This is a genomic window from Azospira sp. I09, assembly GCF_009177135.1.
Classification (GTDB): Bacteria; Pseudomonadota; Gammaproteobacteria; order Burkholderiales; family Rhodocyclaceae; genus Azospira; species Azospira oryzae.
In genome coordinates, this window is the sequence record NZ_AP021844.1 from 1,276,317 (window position 1) to 1,293,742 (window position 17,426).

Consider the following 17,426-nt stretch of genomic DNA (forward strand, 5'->3'; position numbering starts at 1 on the left):
GGGGCAATTCATAAATCGCAGGTCCACCTCAAGGAATGATGATGGATGCATCCGAAGCAATACTAGGCCTTGGTAGCCATGCGGCACAGGATCTTCTCAAGCTGTCAGGGCTTGATGAAAACTCACCCATGGTCGGTCCTGAGTTCACCTACTTTGGAGTTTTCCTCAGCGCTCTTGCTTACAAGGAGGCGAACGATCCTAGTTTGAATGCGGGCGCCGTAGGTTTGGAGTCGTTAAGGTCGCTCTATGCCCAAGCCGAAGACTCAGATACTAAGATGTTGGATGTGGTTGCAGGACTGTCTCTTTCAACATATGACGAAGCTGTTCCCGTATGGCCCAGTACTAGTGAACGGGAAAATGTAGCCATTACCTTATGTAGCTTGCTTTCAAAGCTCTTAAAAAGTTCGGCTCAGATTGAGCTGAGCGTCATACAGAAGGCTAAGTTGCGTGCAAAGGTTGAGGACTTGTTCGAAGTTTTGGAAATCGCTCATAGAGAGGTACGCACTGCAAATCAATCTGTCGCCCCTGCACTATCGGACATAACCATCCCTATATCTACAAAACACTCTTCATCTCCGATAGATGAAATTCAGGTCGCGAAATCTGCTTTGTTCACCCAATTTGACGACGGCGATATAACCACTAAGGAATACCACGAAGGTCTTGAAGAACTTAATCAAAAAGAGTTGGCTATTCACCTTAAGATGGCGACGAGAATCTATGCTACGAGCAACCTATGGGACAAAAAATTTGCCGTCGTTGTGGCGATCGCATTTTTACTTGGATTCCTGATTGGGCCTTGGCTGTATCCAAAGCTATTTGGGTATAGCAGTGCAGAAGAATGTGTTCTGAATACGAAGCATAAGCATGCCGTTGGTGCATGTTATGACCTCTACCCCAGTATTCGAAAATAGTAGGGCTCCGAATTCTTCAGCCGGTTGAACCTCTGTTTCGGGTCGATAGCAGCCCTAAAACCACCCAGCGCCTAGGAACAATCAACCCAACAAAAAAGCCAACCCCAAGGTTGGCTTTTTTGTTTTCCGGCCCTTGCCTACAGCAACGGCGGCGTACGCGAAGCGACCATGAGGCGGTTCCAGCCGTTGATTTCGACTACGCACAGGGTCAGGTTGGCGATTTCCACCGGGCTGAAGTGGGCTTTGACCTCTTCGTAGATGGCGTCCGGCACTTCCTGGCCGCTGAGGGCGGTGACGGCTTCGGCCCAGGCCAGGGCGGCGCGCTGGCGGGGGTCGAAGACCGGGGCTTCCTTCCAGGTGGCGGTGAGGTTGATCTGGTTTTCGCTGAGGCCGTACTTGCGGGCCAGGGGCACGTGCATGGCGACGCAGAAGGCGCAGCCGTTGATCTGGGAGACGCGCAGGCGCACCAGTTCGAGCAGGCCCAGGTCCAGGCCGGCGCCCTGGACGTAGGTGTGCACGCCGAACATGGCCTTGTAGCCGTCGGGGATCAGTTTGCCGATATCGAAGCGTTGTTCCATGGTTTCCATCCTTGGGAGAGTTGGGGGAATCCCGCGCTGCAGGATGGGGCCATCCTAATGGTCCAGTGGTACGATTCATACGTCCATTTATCGACCATTTGATTGGTCCACTTTCCATGAAACGTGCCGCAGAACTGGAGCTGGCCCTGGCTCCCCGGGCCGAGGGCGTGACCCTGCAACGCTGGCTGTGCGGGGAGCTGCGGGCCGCGATCCTGGCCGGGCGCCTGGCGCCGGGGTGCCGCCTGCCTTCCACCCGGGACTTCGCCCGCCAGCAGGCCATCTCCCGGGGCACCGTGGTGGCCGTCTACGACCAGCTGATCGCCGAAGGCTATCTCAGCGGCGCCACCGGCAGCGGCACCACGGTGGCTGCGGCCCTGCCCATCGCCGCGGCCGGCACGATGCAGCCCCGGACCAGCGCCGCCCCGGGCGTTGCCCGCGCTGCCGCCGCCGACACGGCAGGGATGGATGATGCCGCCGCCAACCGCCCCCGGCTGTCGCGCCAGGGACAACTGCTGGCGAACAGCCCTTTCCTCTCCCGGGAGGGCATGGTTCTGGGGCGGCCCTTCAGCCCCAACCAGCCGGACCTGGGGGCCTTTCCCCACGCCCTCTGGCAGCGCCTCACGCACCAGCAGGGGCGCGGCCTGCGGCCCGACGACATGGGCTACGGCGACGGGGCCGGCCATCTGCCCCTGCGCCGGGCCATCGCCGAGCACCTGCGCTATTCCCAGCGGATCGACTGCCATGCCGGCCAGGTGATGATCCTGGCCAGCGCCCAGCAGGCCCTGGATCTGTGCGCCCGCCTGCTGCTGGACCCGGGAGATACGGCCCTGGTGGAAGACCCGGGCTATCCCGGGGCGACCCGCCTGTTCGAGCTGGGCGGCGCCCGGGTGCAGGGCGTGCCGGTGGACCGGCTGGGCCTGTGCACCGACGCCCTGCCGACGGCGGCGGATGCCCGGCTGGCCTACGTCACCGCCGCTCACCAGTCGCCCCTGGGCGGCACCCTGCCCCTGGAGCGGCGCCTGGCCCTGCTGGCCTGGGCCGAGGCGGGCCGGCGGATCATCATCGAGGACGACTACGACGGCGAGTACCGCTTCGACGGAGCGCCCCTGCCGGCCCTGAAAAGCCTGGATCGCCGCGACCGGGTGATCTACCTGGGCACCTTCAGCAAGCTGCTCTTTCCCGCCCTGCGCCTGGCCTACGCGGTGGTGCCCGAATGGCTGGCGGAACCCTTTGCCTCGGCCATTTCCCTCACCGTGCGCCACGCCCCGATCCTGCCCCAGGCGGTACTGGCCGCCTTCATCGGCGAAGGCCATTTCGCCCGCCACCTGCGCCAGATGCGCCGCCTCTACGGCGAACGGGCCGCCTGCTTCCAGCACGAGTGCGCCACCCAGCTCGACGGCCTGCTGACGGTGCTGCCCATCACCACCGGCCTCGACGCCACCGCGCTCCTGCCCCGGGGCAGCGACGACCGGGCGGTGGCTGCGGCCCTCGGCGCCTGGGGCGTGGAAGCCCGGCCCATCTCCTTCTACGGCATGGGCCAGCCGGCGCCGCCGGGGCTGGTGATGGGCTTCTCCGCCTGCAACGAGGCGGCGATCCGGCGCGGCGTGGCCACCATGGCGCCGGTGCTGGAATCCTTCAACGCGGCGGCGGCCGGCAACAGGGGCCAGGCAGCCGCCGGCGTCTGACGACTCTCAGTCCAGCCCGGCCGGGTCGGCCCGCAGGATGAGCCGGGCCAGTTCGGCGGCACTGCCGGTGCCGGTCTTTTCCATGACGTGCTGACGATGCACATGCACCGTGTTTTCGCTGATGCCCAGGGCCCGCGCCACTTCCTTGTTGGCCAGGCCCAGGGCCAGCAGCCGGGCCACTTCCCGCTCCCGGGCCGAGAGGCGCTCCAGGCATTCCCGGGCCTCCTGGTGGCGGCGGCTGGCGGCGTGGCGTTCCAGACTCAGCTGCACGGCCCGCTCCACGGTGTCGAGGAACTGCTGGTCCTTGAAGGGCTTCTGCAGGAAATCCACGGCCCCCTCCTTCATGGCCTGCACCGCCAGTTCCACGTCGCCGTGGCCGGTCATGAAAATGATAGGGAAGGGATTGGCGGCCGGATCGCCGGCCTTGAGGCGCCGCTGCAGCTCCAGGCCGCTGACCCGGGGCATGCGGATGTCCAGCACCAGGCAGCCGCCGCCGGCGGGAAAGGCGGGGGCGGCGGCGAGGAAGGCTTCCGCCGATTCGTGACCCACCGCCTGCCAGCCCACGGATTCGAGCAGGAACAGGAGGGAGCGGCGGAAGGGGGCTTCGTCATCCACCACGTGGATGACCGGGGGCGTGGCAGTGGTGTTCATGGGGGCGTGCTTTCGCCGGCAGCGGCCAAGGGCAGGGAAAAGTGCAGGACCAGGCCGGGGCCGTCGGCGGGCGCGGCGGCCGCCAGTTCGCCGCCGTGGGCCTCGATGATGGTCTTGCAGATGGAGAGCCCCAGGCCCAGGCCGTCGGGCTTGGTGGTGAAGAAGGGTTCGAACAGGCGCTGCTGCAGTTCGGGGCTGAGGCCGCCGCCGTGGTCCCGCACGGCGACGCGGCAGCGCCCTTCCCCGGCGCTGAGGCTGACGGCGATGGGGGCGTCGCTGCCGACGGCCTCCTGGGCATCCCAGGCGTTCTTGAAGAGATTGAGCAGCACCTGCTGCAGTTGCAGCGGGTCCGCCAGCACCTGGCGTCCGCCGGGCGGCAGGGCGTCTTCCAGGGCGATGGCCGGGGCCTTGGCCTGGATGCCCCGCAGCAGATCGGCGCTTTCCCGCACCAGCTGGGCCAAATCGCAAAGCTGCCGCACCCGGCTGCGCTTGCGGGCGAAGGCCCGGATGCCGCCCAGGATGCCGGCGGCCCGCTCCGATTCGCTGGCGATCTCCGCCGCCGCCTGCTGCAGAGCCTCGGGCGTCAGGTTGCCGGCCTGCTGGCGGCGCAGCAGGCTGCGGGCGTAGTTGCCGATGGCGGCCAGGGGCTGGTTCAGTTCGTGGGCCAGGGTGCCGGCCAGCTCCCCCAGGATGGAGAGGCGGGAGAGATGGTCCATCTGCTCCTGGCCGGAGCGCAGGGTGGCCTCCAGCCGGTGCCGCTCGGCCAGGGCCGAGCTCAGTTCCCGGGTGCGCCGCTGCACCAGATGCTCCACCCGCAGGGTGTACAGGCCGCCGCCCAGCAGGAGCAGCACCAGCCCCGCCGCCCAGGGCCAGTAGCGGCGCCACAGGGCATCCCAGCCGGTCTCCCGCAGGAAGGCGTAGGGGCCGATTTTCAGTTCGCGGAACAGCTCGTGCACCGGGTGGTAGTCGGCGGGCACGCTCCAGGTCTGGCCGCCCTCGTCCGCCGGCAGGGAGAGCAGGGCCAGCAGCACGGCCCGGGACAGGGCCGGGTCGGTGCCCCGGGCGGCGGCAAAGGCCCAGCCCGGGTAGAGGGCGGAGGTGACGCCGCAATGGCCCACGTCGGCCCGGGGCGAGAGCACCCGCAGGCGGCCGGGCGGCACCGTCCCTTCCCGCTCCAGGCGCTCCAGCAGGCAGGCCCGCAGCACGCCGGCGTCGGCCTCGCCGCGCAGCACCGCCTCCACCACCCGGGGCATGGGGAAGCCGGTGAACAGGGGCCGGGGCTGGCCCTGCTCCGGGTCCAGGCCGTGGCGGAGCAGTTCGGCCCAGATCAGCTGGTAGCCGCCGAAGGCATCCTCCGCCACCGCCGCCAGGGTGGCGCCGCGCAGGTCTTCCAGGCGGCGCAGGTCGCGCCGCCGTTCCAGCACCACCACGGCGGAGCCGACCACGTGGGCCGGGTCCTGGGAAGGGGCGGAAACCTGGGTGGCAATGCGGCTGATGCCGTGCTCCGCCTCCAGGGTGACGTAGTGGCCCGGGTTGGTGACGACGAATTCCACCTCCCCGCCCTGCAGGGCTTGGGACAGTTCGTCCAGGTCGTACTGGCGCAACTGGATGCGGTGGCTAGGCAGGCGCCGCTCCAGTTCCTGCACCAGGGGCTTCCACTGCACCTCGGCCTCTTCCGAGCCGAGCCAGGCCAGCACCCCGAGGCGGATGTCCGCAGCGCCGGCTGCCGCGGCCCACAGGCCCAGCAGCAGGAGCGCGCCGCAGCGGCCCAGGGCCGGCGCGAGGGAGGCGGGAATGAAAGCGGAGAAAGGGGTACGGCAGGAGGCAGGCATGGCCCGGATTGTAGCCGGGGCAGGCGCCGAAGGGGCGTCCAGGGCCGGGCGGAGGCCCGGCCTGCCGGACAGGCAGGCGGGACGGCGGACCGGGCGACGGCAGGGCGCCGAGGTCCGCCGGACAAGGCCGAGGGCTTACTTCAGGGAGAGGACCCAGGTCGCCAGCTTCTTGGCTTCGTCGGGGGTGACATTGTTGGGGGGCATGGGCACTTCGCCCCAGACGCCCTTGCCGCCGGCCTTGATCTTGGCGGCCAGCTTGTCGACGGCGCCGGCGTCGCCCTTGTACTTGGCGGCCACGTCCTTGTAGGCGGGGCCCAGCACCTTCACCGCCACCTGGTGGCAGGACATGCAGTTCTTGGCCTTGGCCAGGGCTTCGTCGGCCTGGGCGTTGCCCAGCAGGAACAGGCCGCCGAGGGCCAGCAGGGAGAGGTGGGCGGATTTCATGGCACGCTTCCTTCGGTGTAGTGGTTGGAAAGCGGCACTGTGCCGGCCCGGGCAAGTTTTTCGCGCTGCGGCCGGCGGCCCGGAAATAATCCTTTGTTACCAGTCAGTTGGCGAAGTGCAGGCTTGATCCCGGTCAAGAGCGGCGGGCGGGCCTCATTTGCCCAGCCGCTCGTAGAGCTTCACCGTGGTATCCATCAGGCGCAGCAGGCGCTCGCCTTCGGTGAACACCACCCGGGCGTGGTGGGTGCGCCGGGCCCGGGACAGGTCGGGCAGCAGGGAGGCGATGAAGACCTGCCACTGGGCGTCCACCTCCTTCAGCTGCAGCGCCAGCTCGGCCACGCCGTGGCTGTTCTGCTGCAGCTCGGTCAGGTTGCGCGCGAATTCCCGCACCGATTCGGTCAGGGCCGGCTCCCCCAGGTCTTCGCAGCCGGGCCAGTCCCAGAAGAGGAAGAGCTTGCACACCCGCTGGGAGATCATGCGGTTGCGCCCGGCCGTGTTCACGTAGTGGGCGTCCGGGGTTTCGCCGCACAGTTCGGCGGCCTTGGTCATGGCGTCGGTGGCCTCCAGCATCTTTTCGCTGAGCCCCAACACGGCGGCGGCCTCGGCCGGGGTGGCGCTGCCCAGCAGGGCTTCCCGGTAGGCAGGCCAGATGGCCTGCACCGCCTGCAGCCGCTCGCCCACCTGGGGCGCCAGCGCCAGGCCGTCGAGGCGCTTGTCCACCCGCTCGAAATCCCCCACCAGGGCCCGCAGGCGCACCTGGTATTTGGCCGGCGGCAGGCCGGTGGCGATCATGGCCCAGGAGGTGGCCAGACGCTGGGAAAGGACCCGCAGGCGGCCGCAGAGATTGACCAGGGCGCCGGCGGACAGCTTCTTGCGCGGACGGATGATCTCGGCCCGCTCGCGCCGGGAAAAGCTCATGCGCCGCTCCGGATTGCCGTTCTCGTAATCCCGCAGGGCGGCGTTCTGGATGTAGAGGACGCGCCCGTCCACCACAATCAGGCCCAGGTCGATCAGCTCCCGCAGGCAGCGGGAGAAGGACTCGGGGGTGATGCCCAGGCGGGCGGCGATCATTTTCTTGCTCGGGCGCAGGGTCACCGGCGTTTCGCCGGCGGACTTGAGGGCTTCGCCGCCCTGGGCCAGCAGGTAGTCGAGGACCCGCTGGGTGGCGGAGAGGCCGTAGTGGTAACTGGTGACGTCGCATTCCGTGCTGCGCAGGCGCAGGGCCAGGAGCTGGATGAGACGGTCGCTGAGGGGCAGGTCCTGCTGCACGATGGCGCGCAGGCGCCAGGCGTCGATGACCAGGATCAGGCTGCTGCCCAGGCTCTCGCACTGGGAGGTGTAGCGCTCGGCGCCGAACACTTCGCCGGGGGCCAGGAGCTGGGGGCTCTGGATCAGTTCCAGGGTCTTCTCCACCTCGCCGGCCAGGCGGGTGCTGCGACGCAGGGTGCCGCGCACCAGGACGAAGGCCTCCTTGACCGGGCTCTGCACGGAGAAAATCTGGGTGTGGGCGGGAATGGAAACGACCCGGCTGGCGGCCAGCAGCTGGTCCGCCACGCTGTCGGCCAGGCCGTTGAAGAGGGGGATGTCCGACAGCAGCTCCCGGCTGCAGCGTCGACTTTCCTTGGGACTGAACATGGGGCGATTCCGGCAATGGGTGGCCAATAAAAAGACGAGAGAAGGATCACCTTCTCTCGTCTCCCTGGGATGCCGCTTCAGGAGAGGCTAGACCCCATTAGTACACATCGTGCTGGGTGTTGTAAACGTTGAACTTGCCCGTCGGCGTCACCAGCTTGGGATCCTTGATGACGGCCTTCAGCTTGCGGGTCTTGTCGTCCACCACGACGATGGCCGATTCCTGGTCCTTGCCGTTCCACACCGAGAACCACACTTCGTCGCCGGCCTTGTTGTACTCGGGCTGGACGATGCGCTTGGGGCCTTCCTTGATGCCGGACCAGTCGCCGATGGGCAGCAGCTCGTAACCCTTGTCCAGGTTGTTCACGTCCCACACCGCCACGGACTGGCTGATGTTGGCTTCCGGATTGAGGGTGGTGTCCACCCACAGGTTCTTGGACTTGGGATGGGTCTTCAGGAACAGGGAACCGCCGCCCAGGCCCTTCAGGGTGCGCACCACCTTCCAGGCGTTGTCGCCGTGCTTCACCGGGTCGGTGCCGATGAGGGAGATGGAATCGTCGCCCAGGTGGCCGGTGGCCCACACGGGACCGAACTTGGGATCGACGAAGTTGGCACCCCGGCCCGGGTGGGGCGTCTTGCCCACGTCCACCAGCTTGGCCAGCTTGCCGTCCTTGGTGTCGATGACGGCGATCTTGTTGGAGGCGTTGGCCGCATCCATGAAGTAGCGGTGGGTGGATTCGAAACCGCCGTCATGGAGGAAGGGCGCCGCCTCGATCATCTTGATCTTCAGGTTGTTGAGATCGCGGTAATCCACCGAGTAGACCATCCCGGTTTCCTTCACGTTCACGAAGAATTCCGGATTGAAGTGGGAGGAAACGATGGCCGCCACCCGGGGTTCCGGATGGTAGTCCTGGGTACCCACGGTCATGCCCCGGGTGGAGACGATCTTGCGCGGCTTGAGGGTATCGCCGTCCATGATGACGAACTGGGGCGGCCAGTAGGTGCCGGCGATGGCGTACTTATCCTCGAAGCCCTTGGCCTTGGAGCTTTCCACCGAGCGGGCTTCCATGCCCACCTTGATCTCGGCCACGGTGTCCGGCTTTTCCATCCACAGGTCGATCAGGTTGATCTTGGCGTCGCGGCCGATGACGAAGAGGTAGCGGCCGGAGGCGGACATGCGGGAGATGTGCACCGCGTAGCCGGTGTTGAGGATGCTGACGATCTTCTTGCTGTCGCCGTCGATCAGGGCGATCTCGCCCGCATCGCGCAGGGTGACGGAGAAGAGGTTGTCCAGGTTGAGGTTGTTGAGCTTCTTCTTCGGCCGCTTTTCCACCGGCACGATCACCTTCCAGCTGGCTTCCATTTCCTTCAGGCCGTACTCGGGCGGGGCCGGCGGGGTCTGCTGGATGTAGCGGGCCATGAGGTCCACCTCGTCGTCGCTGAGAACGCCGGAAGTGCCCCAGTTGGGCATGCCTCCGGCGGAGCCGTACTTGATGAAGACCTTGAGGTATTCCAGGCCCTTGGCGATGGTCAGGTCCGGCGTCAGGGCCTTGCCGGTGGCGCCCTTGCGCAGCACGCCGTGGCAGCCGGCGCAGCGCTCGAAGAAGATGCGCTTGGCCTTCTCGAACTCGGCCTCGGTCATCTTCGGCGCCAGGGGATTGATATCCTGGTGCATGGGCACGCTGGCCAGGGGCGAGCCGCCGCCGGCCTGGTAGTCCCGCATGGTGGCGTCGCCGTGGGATTCCGGCGTGCCGGCAAAGGCGAACTGCACGGCAAAGGCCAGGGCCGGAATGGCCGCCAGCCTGAGTAGGTTGAAACGCTTCGTTTTCATGGCTCCCTGTTCCTGAAAAAATTGAGTGAGGAGGCCCCAATTTCTTCAGCGGCAGAAAACGTACTTTGATCAGGGTCAATAGAATCGGGCGTCACGGTGGCAGCTGGGTTTCACGCCCCATGCAGGCTTGACGCGCGTCAAGGTTGTCCCGCCGGCATGGTCCCGGCGACGCGAAAAAAGGCCATCGCCGCCCCCCGAAAAACGGGGACGCCGCCCCGGCCCTAGAGGGGCAGTTCGGCCTGGACCAGGGGCGCTGGCAGGGCCGCCGCTGCCGCCGCCGGCAGCAGGGAACTGGCCCGCACTCCGAGCAGGCGGAGGCGCTGCTGCAGGGGCACCCGCTTCAGGCATTCGCCGGCGGCCTTGCGGATCGCCGCCCCGTCGGCGGTGGGCACGGCCAGGGTGAGGTCCCGGGTCACCGACTGGAAGTCCGCATAGCGCAGCTTGATGCCGATGGTGCGGGCCACGTAGCCCTGGCGCGCCAGGTCGTCGGCCACCCGCAGGCACATGCCGGTGAAGATTTCCGACAGCTCGGCCCGGTCGTGGCGGGCGTGCAGGTCCCGGGAGAAGGTGCTTTCCCGGCTGATGGACTTGGGCTCCCGGGAGGTGCTCAAGGGCCGCTCGTCGATGCCGTGGGCGGCCCGGTGCAGCCAGGCGCCGGTGCTGCGGCCGAAGTGCTGCACCAGCATTTCCGGCGGCGCCGCCGCCAGGTCGCCGATGCTGTGGATGCCCAGCTGGCCCAGGCGTTCGTTGGCCTTGGGGCCGATGCCGTTGATCTTCTTCGCCGCCAGGGGCCAGATGCGGGTCGGCACCTCCTCCATGCCGAGCACGGTGATGCCGTCCGGCTTGTCCAGGTCGGAGCAGATCTTGGACAGCAGCTTGTTGGGCGTGATGCCGATGGAGCAGGTAAGGCCGGTGGCGGCCAGCACCGCCGCCTTCAGGCGCCGGGCCAGGGGCAGCGTGGCCTCCTCGATGTGGCTGAGGTCGATGTAGATTTCGTCGATGCCCCGGTCCTCGATACAGGGCGCGATGGCGGCCACGGCGGCCTTGAAGCGGCGCGAATAGTCCCGGTAGGCGTCGAAGTTGGCCGGCAGCAGGATGGCGTCTGGCGCCAGCTGGGCCGCCTTCATCAGCCCCATGCCGGAAAAGACGCCCAGGGCTCGGGCCTCGTAGGTGGAGGTGGTGATGACGCCGCGCCCCACGTAGTCCCGCAGGCGGGCGAAGTGCAGGCTGCCGTCGGCCTGGCGCCGGGGCCGGTCCACGCTGCGGCCGCCCACCACCACCGGTCGGCCCCGCAGCTCCGGGTAGTGCAGCAGTTCCACCGAGGCGAAGAAGGCGTCCATGTCCAGGTGGGCGATGCGCCGTTCGGGCGCCGCCGCGGCAGGCATCGCTGTTCCGGCCGCGGCAGCGGGCAGGTCGGCGGGCGGGACCGGGGAACGGGAATCGTCAGGGAGTGGGCAGGGCTCATCCTTCATGGCTGTATAAATATACAGTACATCAACAGGGGCGTTAAGAGGCCGCCCCGGCCTGCCGGCGCGCCGCCCGTCCCACGTCGCCTTTCATCTGTCACCTGGCCTCTGCCACCTTTCCCATGTCGCAGCGCACCAATAGCGCCAAGGAGATGCCTGATTTCATCGGATCTGCCGGGCAGCGCTTATTCCATGGGCATTAACAGACCCCCTCCCCGGAAAGCCACTTACGGTAGGACTCTTGGCATATGACCTCTGGAGAGTGGCGTATTCATTGGCTTCCAGAGTGGGCGTAAGATGCATTTGCCCCTTTTGTCATCGGGGGTAAAGGGTTCCGCCGCCAGGCCCGCCCGCCCTCTGCCGCAGAGGGCGACGGCCGGCGCCGGGACCGTCCGCAGGCACGGGCGGCACCGGGCTAACACATCCCCGCCGGCTTCTGACCTAGGCGAGACCCCAGGGTCATTCCCGGGACTCGACCCGGGTCCCAGGCAGGGTTGCCGTGGCTATGATGGCGCCGCTCGATACATCGACACCGATACTTATAAGACAACGCTAGGGGTAATAACATGATCAATCTGCACAACCATCTGCTGGCCGTCACCAAGACCAATATGGAAAACACCCTGGACCTGGCCCACGGCAGCTTCGCCAGCATCGAGCGTCTCGCCAACCTCAACCTCAACACCGCCCGCGCCCTGCTGGAACACGGCATCGAGCACACCCGCTGCGTCATGGGCGCCAAGTCGGCCCAGGAAGTGCTGGAACTGCAGACCAAGGCCACCCAGCCGGTCCTGGGCCAGACCCTGGCCTACCTGCAGAACGCCCAGCAGATCGTCACCATGAGCCAGCAGGAACACAAGGCCCGGGTGCAGCAGCAGGTCACCGACATGGGCCAGCAGGTCGCCGCCACGGTGGAACATGCCGTGGCCGCCGTCACCCGCCTGGGCAAGCCGATCAAATAATAAAAAATAGGGGGACCCGCCGGCCTCGTCCGGCGCTTGCTCGACCATGAGGACGGCCGGATCTCCTGGAGATTCGGCCTTTTGTTTTGGCGCCCCCGCTCCGGGCCGCGACACCCGCTGCGGCCTCCGCCCCTGCCCTGCCCCGCACCGGGAATGGGACCGGCGCTCCTGCCCCCTCCCCCTTCCCTGCCCGTCCTTACTGGCGGCCGCCCAGTTCCCGCTGCACCGCCCGGTAGAATCGCTCGTAGAAATCCCGGGCGGCCACGGTCTCGCCCCGGGTCTTAACCTGGTTGTCGCCCTCGGTGCTGCTGCTGAAGGAAATGGGGGCCACCAGGGGCACGCCGACGCTGGTGCTCTGGCGGGTGGTCTTGACGTCGAAATGCTCTTCCGTGGCGGTGACGAACAGGGTGGCGCCGCTGCGCGCCTCGCTGCAGGCCAGGTGCAGGCGCAGCTGGGCGTGGCCCTTGTCGTCTACCCGGAATTCCTTGGCACCGCTGAAGGTCAGGGCATCGCGCCCGGGCAGCACCACGTAGCCGTCCCCCAGCAGGACCCGCCGGGCCGCATCGCACAGGGGCGCCGCCGCCGTGGGGAAATCCCGGCGATGGCGCGGGTCGGACTGGAAATCCTCCCGTTCCGCATAGCTGCCGGGACCGCCGCAGGCGGCCAGCAGCAGGGGCAGCAGCAAGAGGGCGCATCGTTTCATGTCGTTCTCCCTTCCGCCGGGGCCGGGCGGCCCCGCACCCCCTAATTTTGCGCCCCTTTGATGCCTTTTGCCTGCCCCGCCGGCGATGGCGGCGCCAAAGAAAAACGCCGCCGGCGAAAGGCCGGCGGCGTTGCCAGGGGAGAAGGAGAAAAGCTACAGGGCCCGCACCGGGGCGGCGGCGAAATGGCCGGCGCTGTAGTCGCGCATGGCCTGCTGGATTTCCTCCGCCGTGTTCATGACGAAGGGGCCGTACTGGGCGATGGGCTCGCCCAGGGGCCGGCCCGCCACCAGCAGCAGGCGGGAATCCTCCGCCGCCGCCAGGTGCACGCCGGGGGCGCCGTCGTTGGCCAGGATGGCCATGTGCCGGTCGGGCACCACATTGCCGCCCACCTCCACGCTGCCCCGGTAGGTGTAGGTGAAGGCGTTGTGGCCGGCGGGAATCTCGTGGAACAGGGCGCTGCCGGCAGGCAGGTGGATGTCCAGGTAGAGGGGCTCCGTGTCCGGGCGCTGCACGGCCCCGGCCACGCCCTGGCTGGCGCCGGCGATGATGCGCACCCGCACGCCCGCGGCGGTGGTGTATTCGGGAATGGCGGCGGGCGGAATGTCCCGGTAGTAGGGCGCCACCATCTTGTTCCTGGCCGGCAGGTTGAGCCATAGCTGGAAGCCTTCCATCAGGCCCTCCTCCTGCTCCGGCAGTTCGGAGTGGATGAGGCCGCTGCCGGCGGTCATCCACTGGGCGCCGCCGGGGCCCAGCAGGCCCTCGTTGCCGACGCTGTCGTGGTGACGCATGCGGCCGGCGATCATGTAGGTGACGGTCTCGAAGCCCCGGTGGGGATGGTCGGGAAAGCCGCCGATGTAGTCCTCCGCGTTTTCGTTGCGGAAGGCGTCAAGCATGAGGAAGGGATCGAGGCGGCGCTGCAGGTTCTGGGTCAGCACCCGGGTCAGGCGCACGCCGGCCCCGTCGGAAGTGGCCATGCCCCGCACCAGGCGTTCCACGGCCCGGGAGGCGGCATTGGCAGCGTTGGCGGCAGCCGGTGCGGCCGGCGGCGCGGTACGGTGGAGAGTGGTCATGGCATGGACTCCTGATGAAGCCGCATCCCGGGCGGGACGGCGGCGGGGAGGACGGGCCTCCCAGGTTAAACAGCAGACCGCTCCGGCCCAGACCCGTTGCCCGCAGGCAGGGGAGCGGACCGGCGGCGTCAGGCTCAGGCGGCGATGGCGTCGATCTGGGCCTGGGCTTTGGCGAAGCCCTTGGCGGCGGCATCCGGCCCCATGGCCAGGCCCTCGGCGTAGATGAATTCCACGTCGGTCATGCCGAGGAAGGCCAGCACGCTCTTCAGGTAGGGCACCTGGGAATCGGCTGGGGTGTTGCGGTAGAGGCCGCCCCGGGCCAGGGCCACGTACACCTTCTTGCCGGTGATCAGGCCCTGGGGACCGTTCTCGGTGTAGCGGAAGGTGACGCCGGCACGGGCGATGGCGTCGATCCAGGCCTTCAGCTGCACCGGCACGCCGAAGTTGTACATGGGCACGCCCAGCACGATGGCGTCGGCGGACTGCACCTGGGCGATGAGGGCATCGTCCAGGGCCACCCGGGCGGCCTGCTCGGGGCTGCGCTGCTCGGCGGGGGTGAACAGGGCGGAGAGGGCCGGCTCGTCCAGCACCGGATGGGGATTGGCGGCCAGGTCCCGCACTTCCACCAGGGCACCGGGATGGGCGGCCTGCAGGCGGGCGGTGATGGAATCGGCGACGCGGGTGGAATTGGCACCGGCGGAACGGGCGCTGGCGTTGATCTGCAGGATTTTCATGATGGCTTCTCCGTGGGGTTGGGGTGCGGGACCGGGCTGGCGGATGCTGCTCCGGCGAACCGTTGAGTGCACTTTATTACCCGCAATAACGCACCGGAAGCCCTTCGAATGGATATCATTGTTCCATCAATGCAACGACAGACCCTTTACGCCCGGAGCCCGCCATGACCCCCGACCTCAAGCTGGACGCCAACGACCTGGTGCTGTTCGCCCGCATCATGGAAGCGGGCAGTTTTTCCAAGGCCGCCGAGCGGGTGGGCCTGCCCAAATCCACCCTCTCCCGCCGCATCACCGCCCTGGAGAGCACCCTGGGGGAACCGCTGCTGACCCGCAGCACCCGGCGCCTGGCCATCACCGAATTCGGCGAAGGCATCCTGGACCACGCCCGCCGCCTGCTGGAGGAAACCGAAGCCACCGCCGCCCTGGCCCTGCACCGCCAGGCCACACCCCAGGGCGTGCTGCGGGTCTCCATGCCGCCGGACTTCGGCGAGCTGGACCTGGCCCCGGCCCTCATCGACTTCGCCGCCCACTACCCGGCGGTGCGCCTGGAACTGGACCTCTCTCCGCGCCGGGTGGACCTGCTGGCGGAACGCTTCGACCTGGCGGTGCGGGTCGCCAGCCAGCTGCCGGACGACACCAGCCTGGTGGCCCGGCCCCTGACCCGGTTCCATTCCGGCCTCTACGCCAGCCCGGCCTACGTGGAGCGCCACGGCGCCCCCCGGGCCCCGGCCGAGCTGATGCAGCACATCTGCCTGCGCCTCATCACCAGCAACGGCGAAGCCCAGCCCTGGCGCCTCTCCTGCGGCAACGAGCGCTGGGAGGGCCTGCCCACGGGCCCCCTGACGGCCAACTCGGTGGGCATGCAGCGCACCCTGGCGGCCCACGGCATGGGCATCGTCGGCCTGGCCCACCGCTTCGCCCGCCCCTATGTGGAAAGCGGCCAGCTGCAGCGCCTGCTGCCCGCATGGGAGCTGCCCTGCGTCACCGTCTGGTGCGTCACCCCGGGGCGGCGCCTGCTGCCCACCCGCACCGCCGCCTTCATCGACATGCTGCGACTGACTCTGGACGTGCCGGATAACCCGATCCCGGGCCGCGGCGGAATATAGAAAGACACAAGCGGTATTTCACAGCCCTGCGGGCCGGGACCTACAGTGGCAGCCTGTTCAATGCCGCCGCGCCCCTCCCGGGCCCCATCGCCATGCACACCAAGTCCCACCGCCCCGCCGGAGTCCGCCCATGAGCCGCGGCCTGACCCTGGGCGACACCCTTTCCTGGCCCGCCCGCTACTTCCCCGACAAGCCCGCCCTCATTGCCTGGGAGGGCGGCGATCACGACACGCCGGCCCAGCGCCGGGTGTGGACCTACGCCCAGCTCAACGCCGAGGTGAACCGCCACGCCCACGCCCTCCTCGCCCTGGGCGTGCAAAAGGGCGACGTGGTCGCCGCCTTCCTCTACAACACCCCGGCCTTCGTCTTTTCCCTGCTGGCCGCCGCCCGGGTGGGAGCCGTCTTCAACCCCATCAACTACCGCCTGGCGGCCCAGGAGCTGGCCTTCATCCTGGAGGACGGCCAGGCCAAGGTGCTGCTGTTCGAGAAGGAAGGCAGCGAGGTGGTGGAAAAGGCGCGAGAGCATGGCGTACCCACGGCCCACTGGATCTACGCCGACCCCGACGCAGCCCCCGCCTTCGCCACCGCCAAACTGGACGAACTGGTACAGCACCAGCCCGCCACCCTGCCGCCGGTGATCGTGGAGGAAAACGACAACTGCATCCTCATGTACACCAGCGGCACCACCGGCCGGCCCAAGGGCGTGCTGCACACCCACCGCAGCAAGCTGGCCCACAACGCCATGATGCACCAGGCCATGACCCTCTCCCGGGAGGACGTGGGCCTGGCGGTGGCGCCCCTGAACCACACCGCCGAGCTGCACACCAGCTTCCTGCCCCGCCTGCAGCTGGGGGCCACCCAGGTGCTGCTGCGCCGCTTCGACGCCGGCGAGGCCTGGCGCCTGACCGAGGTGGAGAAGGTGACCCACTTCTTCGCCGCCCCCACCATGGTCACCCTGCTGCTGCACCACCCGGACGTGGCCAGCCGGGACCTTTCCAGCCTGCGTCTGGTGGAATACGGCGGCGCCTCCATGGCGCCCCACCTGATCCGGGAATGGGACAAGAAGGTGGGCGCCGGCCTGGTGCAGATCTACGGCACCACGGAAATGGGGCCCTGCATGTCCGTGCTCTATCCCCACGAACAGCTTTCCCACGCCGGCTCCGCCGGCCTGCCCTCCCTCAACCACGATCTGCTGGTGGCCCGGGTCAAGGCCGACGGCAGTCCTTCGGACCCCGCCGACCTGGCGGCGCCGGACGAGGTCGGCGAAATCCTGGTGCGGGGGCCCTGCATGATGGGCGGCTACCTCAACCGCCCGGAGGCCAACGCCCGGGCCCTGGCCTTCGGCTGGTACCACACCGGCGACCTGGGCAGCCTGGATGCCAACGGCTACCTGTGGATTCGCGACCGCATCGACCACATGATCAATTCCGGCGCCGAGAACGTCTATCCCCGGGAGGTGGAAGACGCCCTGGTGGAACACCCCGGCGTGCTGGAAGTGGCGGTGGTGGGCGAGCCGGACGACACCTGGGGCCAGGTGGTGGCCGCCCACGTGGTGGCCAAGCCCGGCGCCACCCTGACCCAGGAGGCCCTGGACCACTTCCTCCTGGAGGGGGACCGGCTGGCCCACTACAAGCGGCCCCGGCGCTACCACTTCATCGAGGCTCTGCCCAAGACCACCAGCGGCAAGATCCAGAAACACCTGCTGCGTCAGGCGGGGTAAGTGGGGATCGGCGGGGGTGGGCATGGCGCCTTCCCCCCCGGAACCCGGCACCGGAAAAGGGGAAAAAACACGGCAGCTACGGGAAATCCATAGCATT

General features: G+C 67.9%; 15 protein-coding genes. 5 read left to right on the top strand and 10 right to left on the bottom strand.

The features are described 5' to 3' along the window. Positions 1–41 precede the first annotated feature (41 nt). Entirely contained in the window at positions 42–914 is an 873-nt protein-coding gene (locus AZSP09_RS20125) for a hypothetical protein (protein ID WP_197739065.1), read from the top strand. 137 nt (positions 915–1,051) lie between these two features. On the opposite strand, the gene AZSP09_RS05910 is transcribed toward AZSP09_RS20125, so the two are convergent. Beyond that, entirely contained in the window at positions 1,052–1,492 is a 441-nt protein-coding gene (locus tag AZSP09_RS05910) for a carboxymuconolactone decarboxylase family protein (RefSeq protein WP_014237149.1), read from the bottom strand. Between the two features lie 116 nt (positions 1,493–1,608). Between AZSP09_RS05910 and pdxR the strand changes: the two genes are divergently transcribed. Next, on the top strand, positions 1,609–3,177 hold the full coding sequence (gene pdxR / locus AZSP09_RS05915; protein ID WP_152089457.1) for a MocR-like pyridoxine biosynthesis transcription factor PdxR: 1,569 nt from the start codon (positions 1,609–1,611) through the stop codon (positions 3,175–3,177). A gap of 6 nt (positions 3,178–3,183) precedes the next feature. Here the strand turns inward: pdxR and AZSP09_RS05920 are convergent, their stop codons facing one another. The 6 genes from AZSP09_RS05920 to dinB form a co-directional block, all read right to left on the bottom strand. Beyond that, positions 3,184–3,828, bottom strand: coding sequence for a response regulator transcription factor (locus AZSP09_RS05920; protein ID WP_152089458.1), 645 nt, complete (start codon positions 3,826–3,828; stop codon positions 3,184–3,186). Then, positions 3,825–5,660, bottom strand: coding sequence for a sensor histidine kinase (locus tag AZSP09_RS05925; RefSeq protein WP_152089459.1), 1,836 nt, complete (start codon positions 5,658–5,660; stop codon positions 3,825–3,827). The genes AZSP09_RS05920 and AZSP09_RS05925 overlap by 4 nt, the downstream gene beginning before the upstream one ends. A gap of 135 nt (positions 5,661–5,795) precedes the next feature. Continuing rightward, positions 5,796–6,104 carry a c-type cytochrome gene (locus AZSP09_RS05930; protein WP_152089460.1) on the bottom strand — a complete coding sequence of 103 codons (309 nt, stop codon included), beginning with the start codon at positions 6,102–6,104 and terminating at the stop codon, positions 5,796–5,798. A 153-nt stretch (positions 6,105–6,257) separates the two neighbouring features. Further along, on the bottom strand, positions 6,258–7,739 hold the full coding sequence (locus AZSP09_RS05935; protein WP_152089461.1) for a type IV pili methyl-accepting chemotaxis transducer N-terminal domain-containing protein: 1,482 nt from the start codon (positions 7,737–7,739) through the stop codon (positions 6,258–6,260). Between the two features lie 97 nt (positions 7,740–7,836). Continuing rightward, the gene (locus AZSP09_RS05940; protein ID WP_152089462.1) at positions 7,837–9,567 is read right to left on the bottom strand and encodes a nitrite reductase; all 1,731 of its coding nucleotides are present in this window, start codon (positions 9,565–9,567) and stop codon (positions 7,837–7,839) included. Positions 9,568–9,788: 221 nt separating this feature from the next. Beyond that, positions 9,789–10,952, bottom strand: coding sequence for a DNA polymerase IV (gene dinB / locus AZSP09_RS05945; RefSeq protein WP_152089463.1), 1,164 nt, complete (start codon positions 10,950–10,952; stop codon positions 9,789–9,791). A 647-nt stretch (positions 10,953–11,599) separates the two neighbouring features. Between dinB and AZSP09_RS05950 the strand changes: the two genes are divergently transcribed. Next, on the top strand, positions 11,600–11,995 hold the full coding sequence (locus AZSP09_RS05950) for a phasin family protein (protein WP_014237141.1): 396 nt from the start codon (positions 11,600–11,602) through the stop codon (positions 11,993–11,995). Between the two features lie 196 nt (positions 11,996–12,191). Here AZSP09_RS05950 and AZSP09_RS05955 read toward each other — a convergent pair whose 3' ends face one another. From AZSP09_RS05955 to AZSP09_RS05965, 3 genes are all read right to left on the bottom strand, one after another. Next, positions 12,192–12,698, bottom strand: a complete 507-nt coding sequence (locus AZSP09_RS05955) for a DUF2242 domain-containing protein (RefSeq protein ID WP_152089464.1) — start codon at positions 12,696–12,698, stop codon at positions 12,192–12,194. 153 nt (positions 12,699–12,851) lie between these two features. Continuing rightward, positions 12,852–13,769, bottom strand: coding sequence for a pirin family protein (locus AZSP09_RS05960; protein ID WP_014237139.1), 918 nt, complete (start codon positions 13,767–13,769; stop codon positions 12,852–12,854). Positions 13,770–13,903: 134 nt separating this feature from the next. Further along, positions 13,904–14,503, bottom strand: a complete 600-nt coding sequence (locus tag AZSP09_RS05965; protein ID WP_152089465.1) for an FMN-dependent NADH-azoreductase — start codon at positions 14,501–14,503, stop codon at positions 13,904–13,906. Between the two features lie 164 nt (positions 14,504–14,667). On the opposite strand from AZSP09_RS05965, the gene AZSP09_RS05970 reads away from it, so the two are divergent. Continuing rightward, positions 14,668–15,609 (top strand): LysR family transcriptional regulator, encoded by a 942-nt coding sequence (locus AZSP09_RS05970; protein ID WP_152089466.1) that lies wholly within the window; start codon positions 14,668–14,670, stop codon positions 15,607–15,609. 130 nt (positions 15,610–15,739) lie between these two features. Further along, positions 15,740–17,329: a fatty acid--CoA ligase gene (locus tag AZSP09_RS05975; protein WP_152089467.1), complete on the top strand. Its 1,590-nt coding sequence runs from the start codon at positions 15,740–15,742 to the stop codon at positions 17,327–17,329. Positions 17,330–17,426 lie beyond the last annotated feature (97 nt).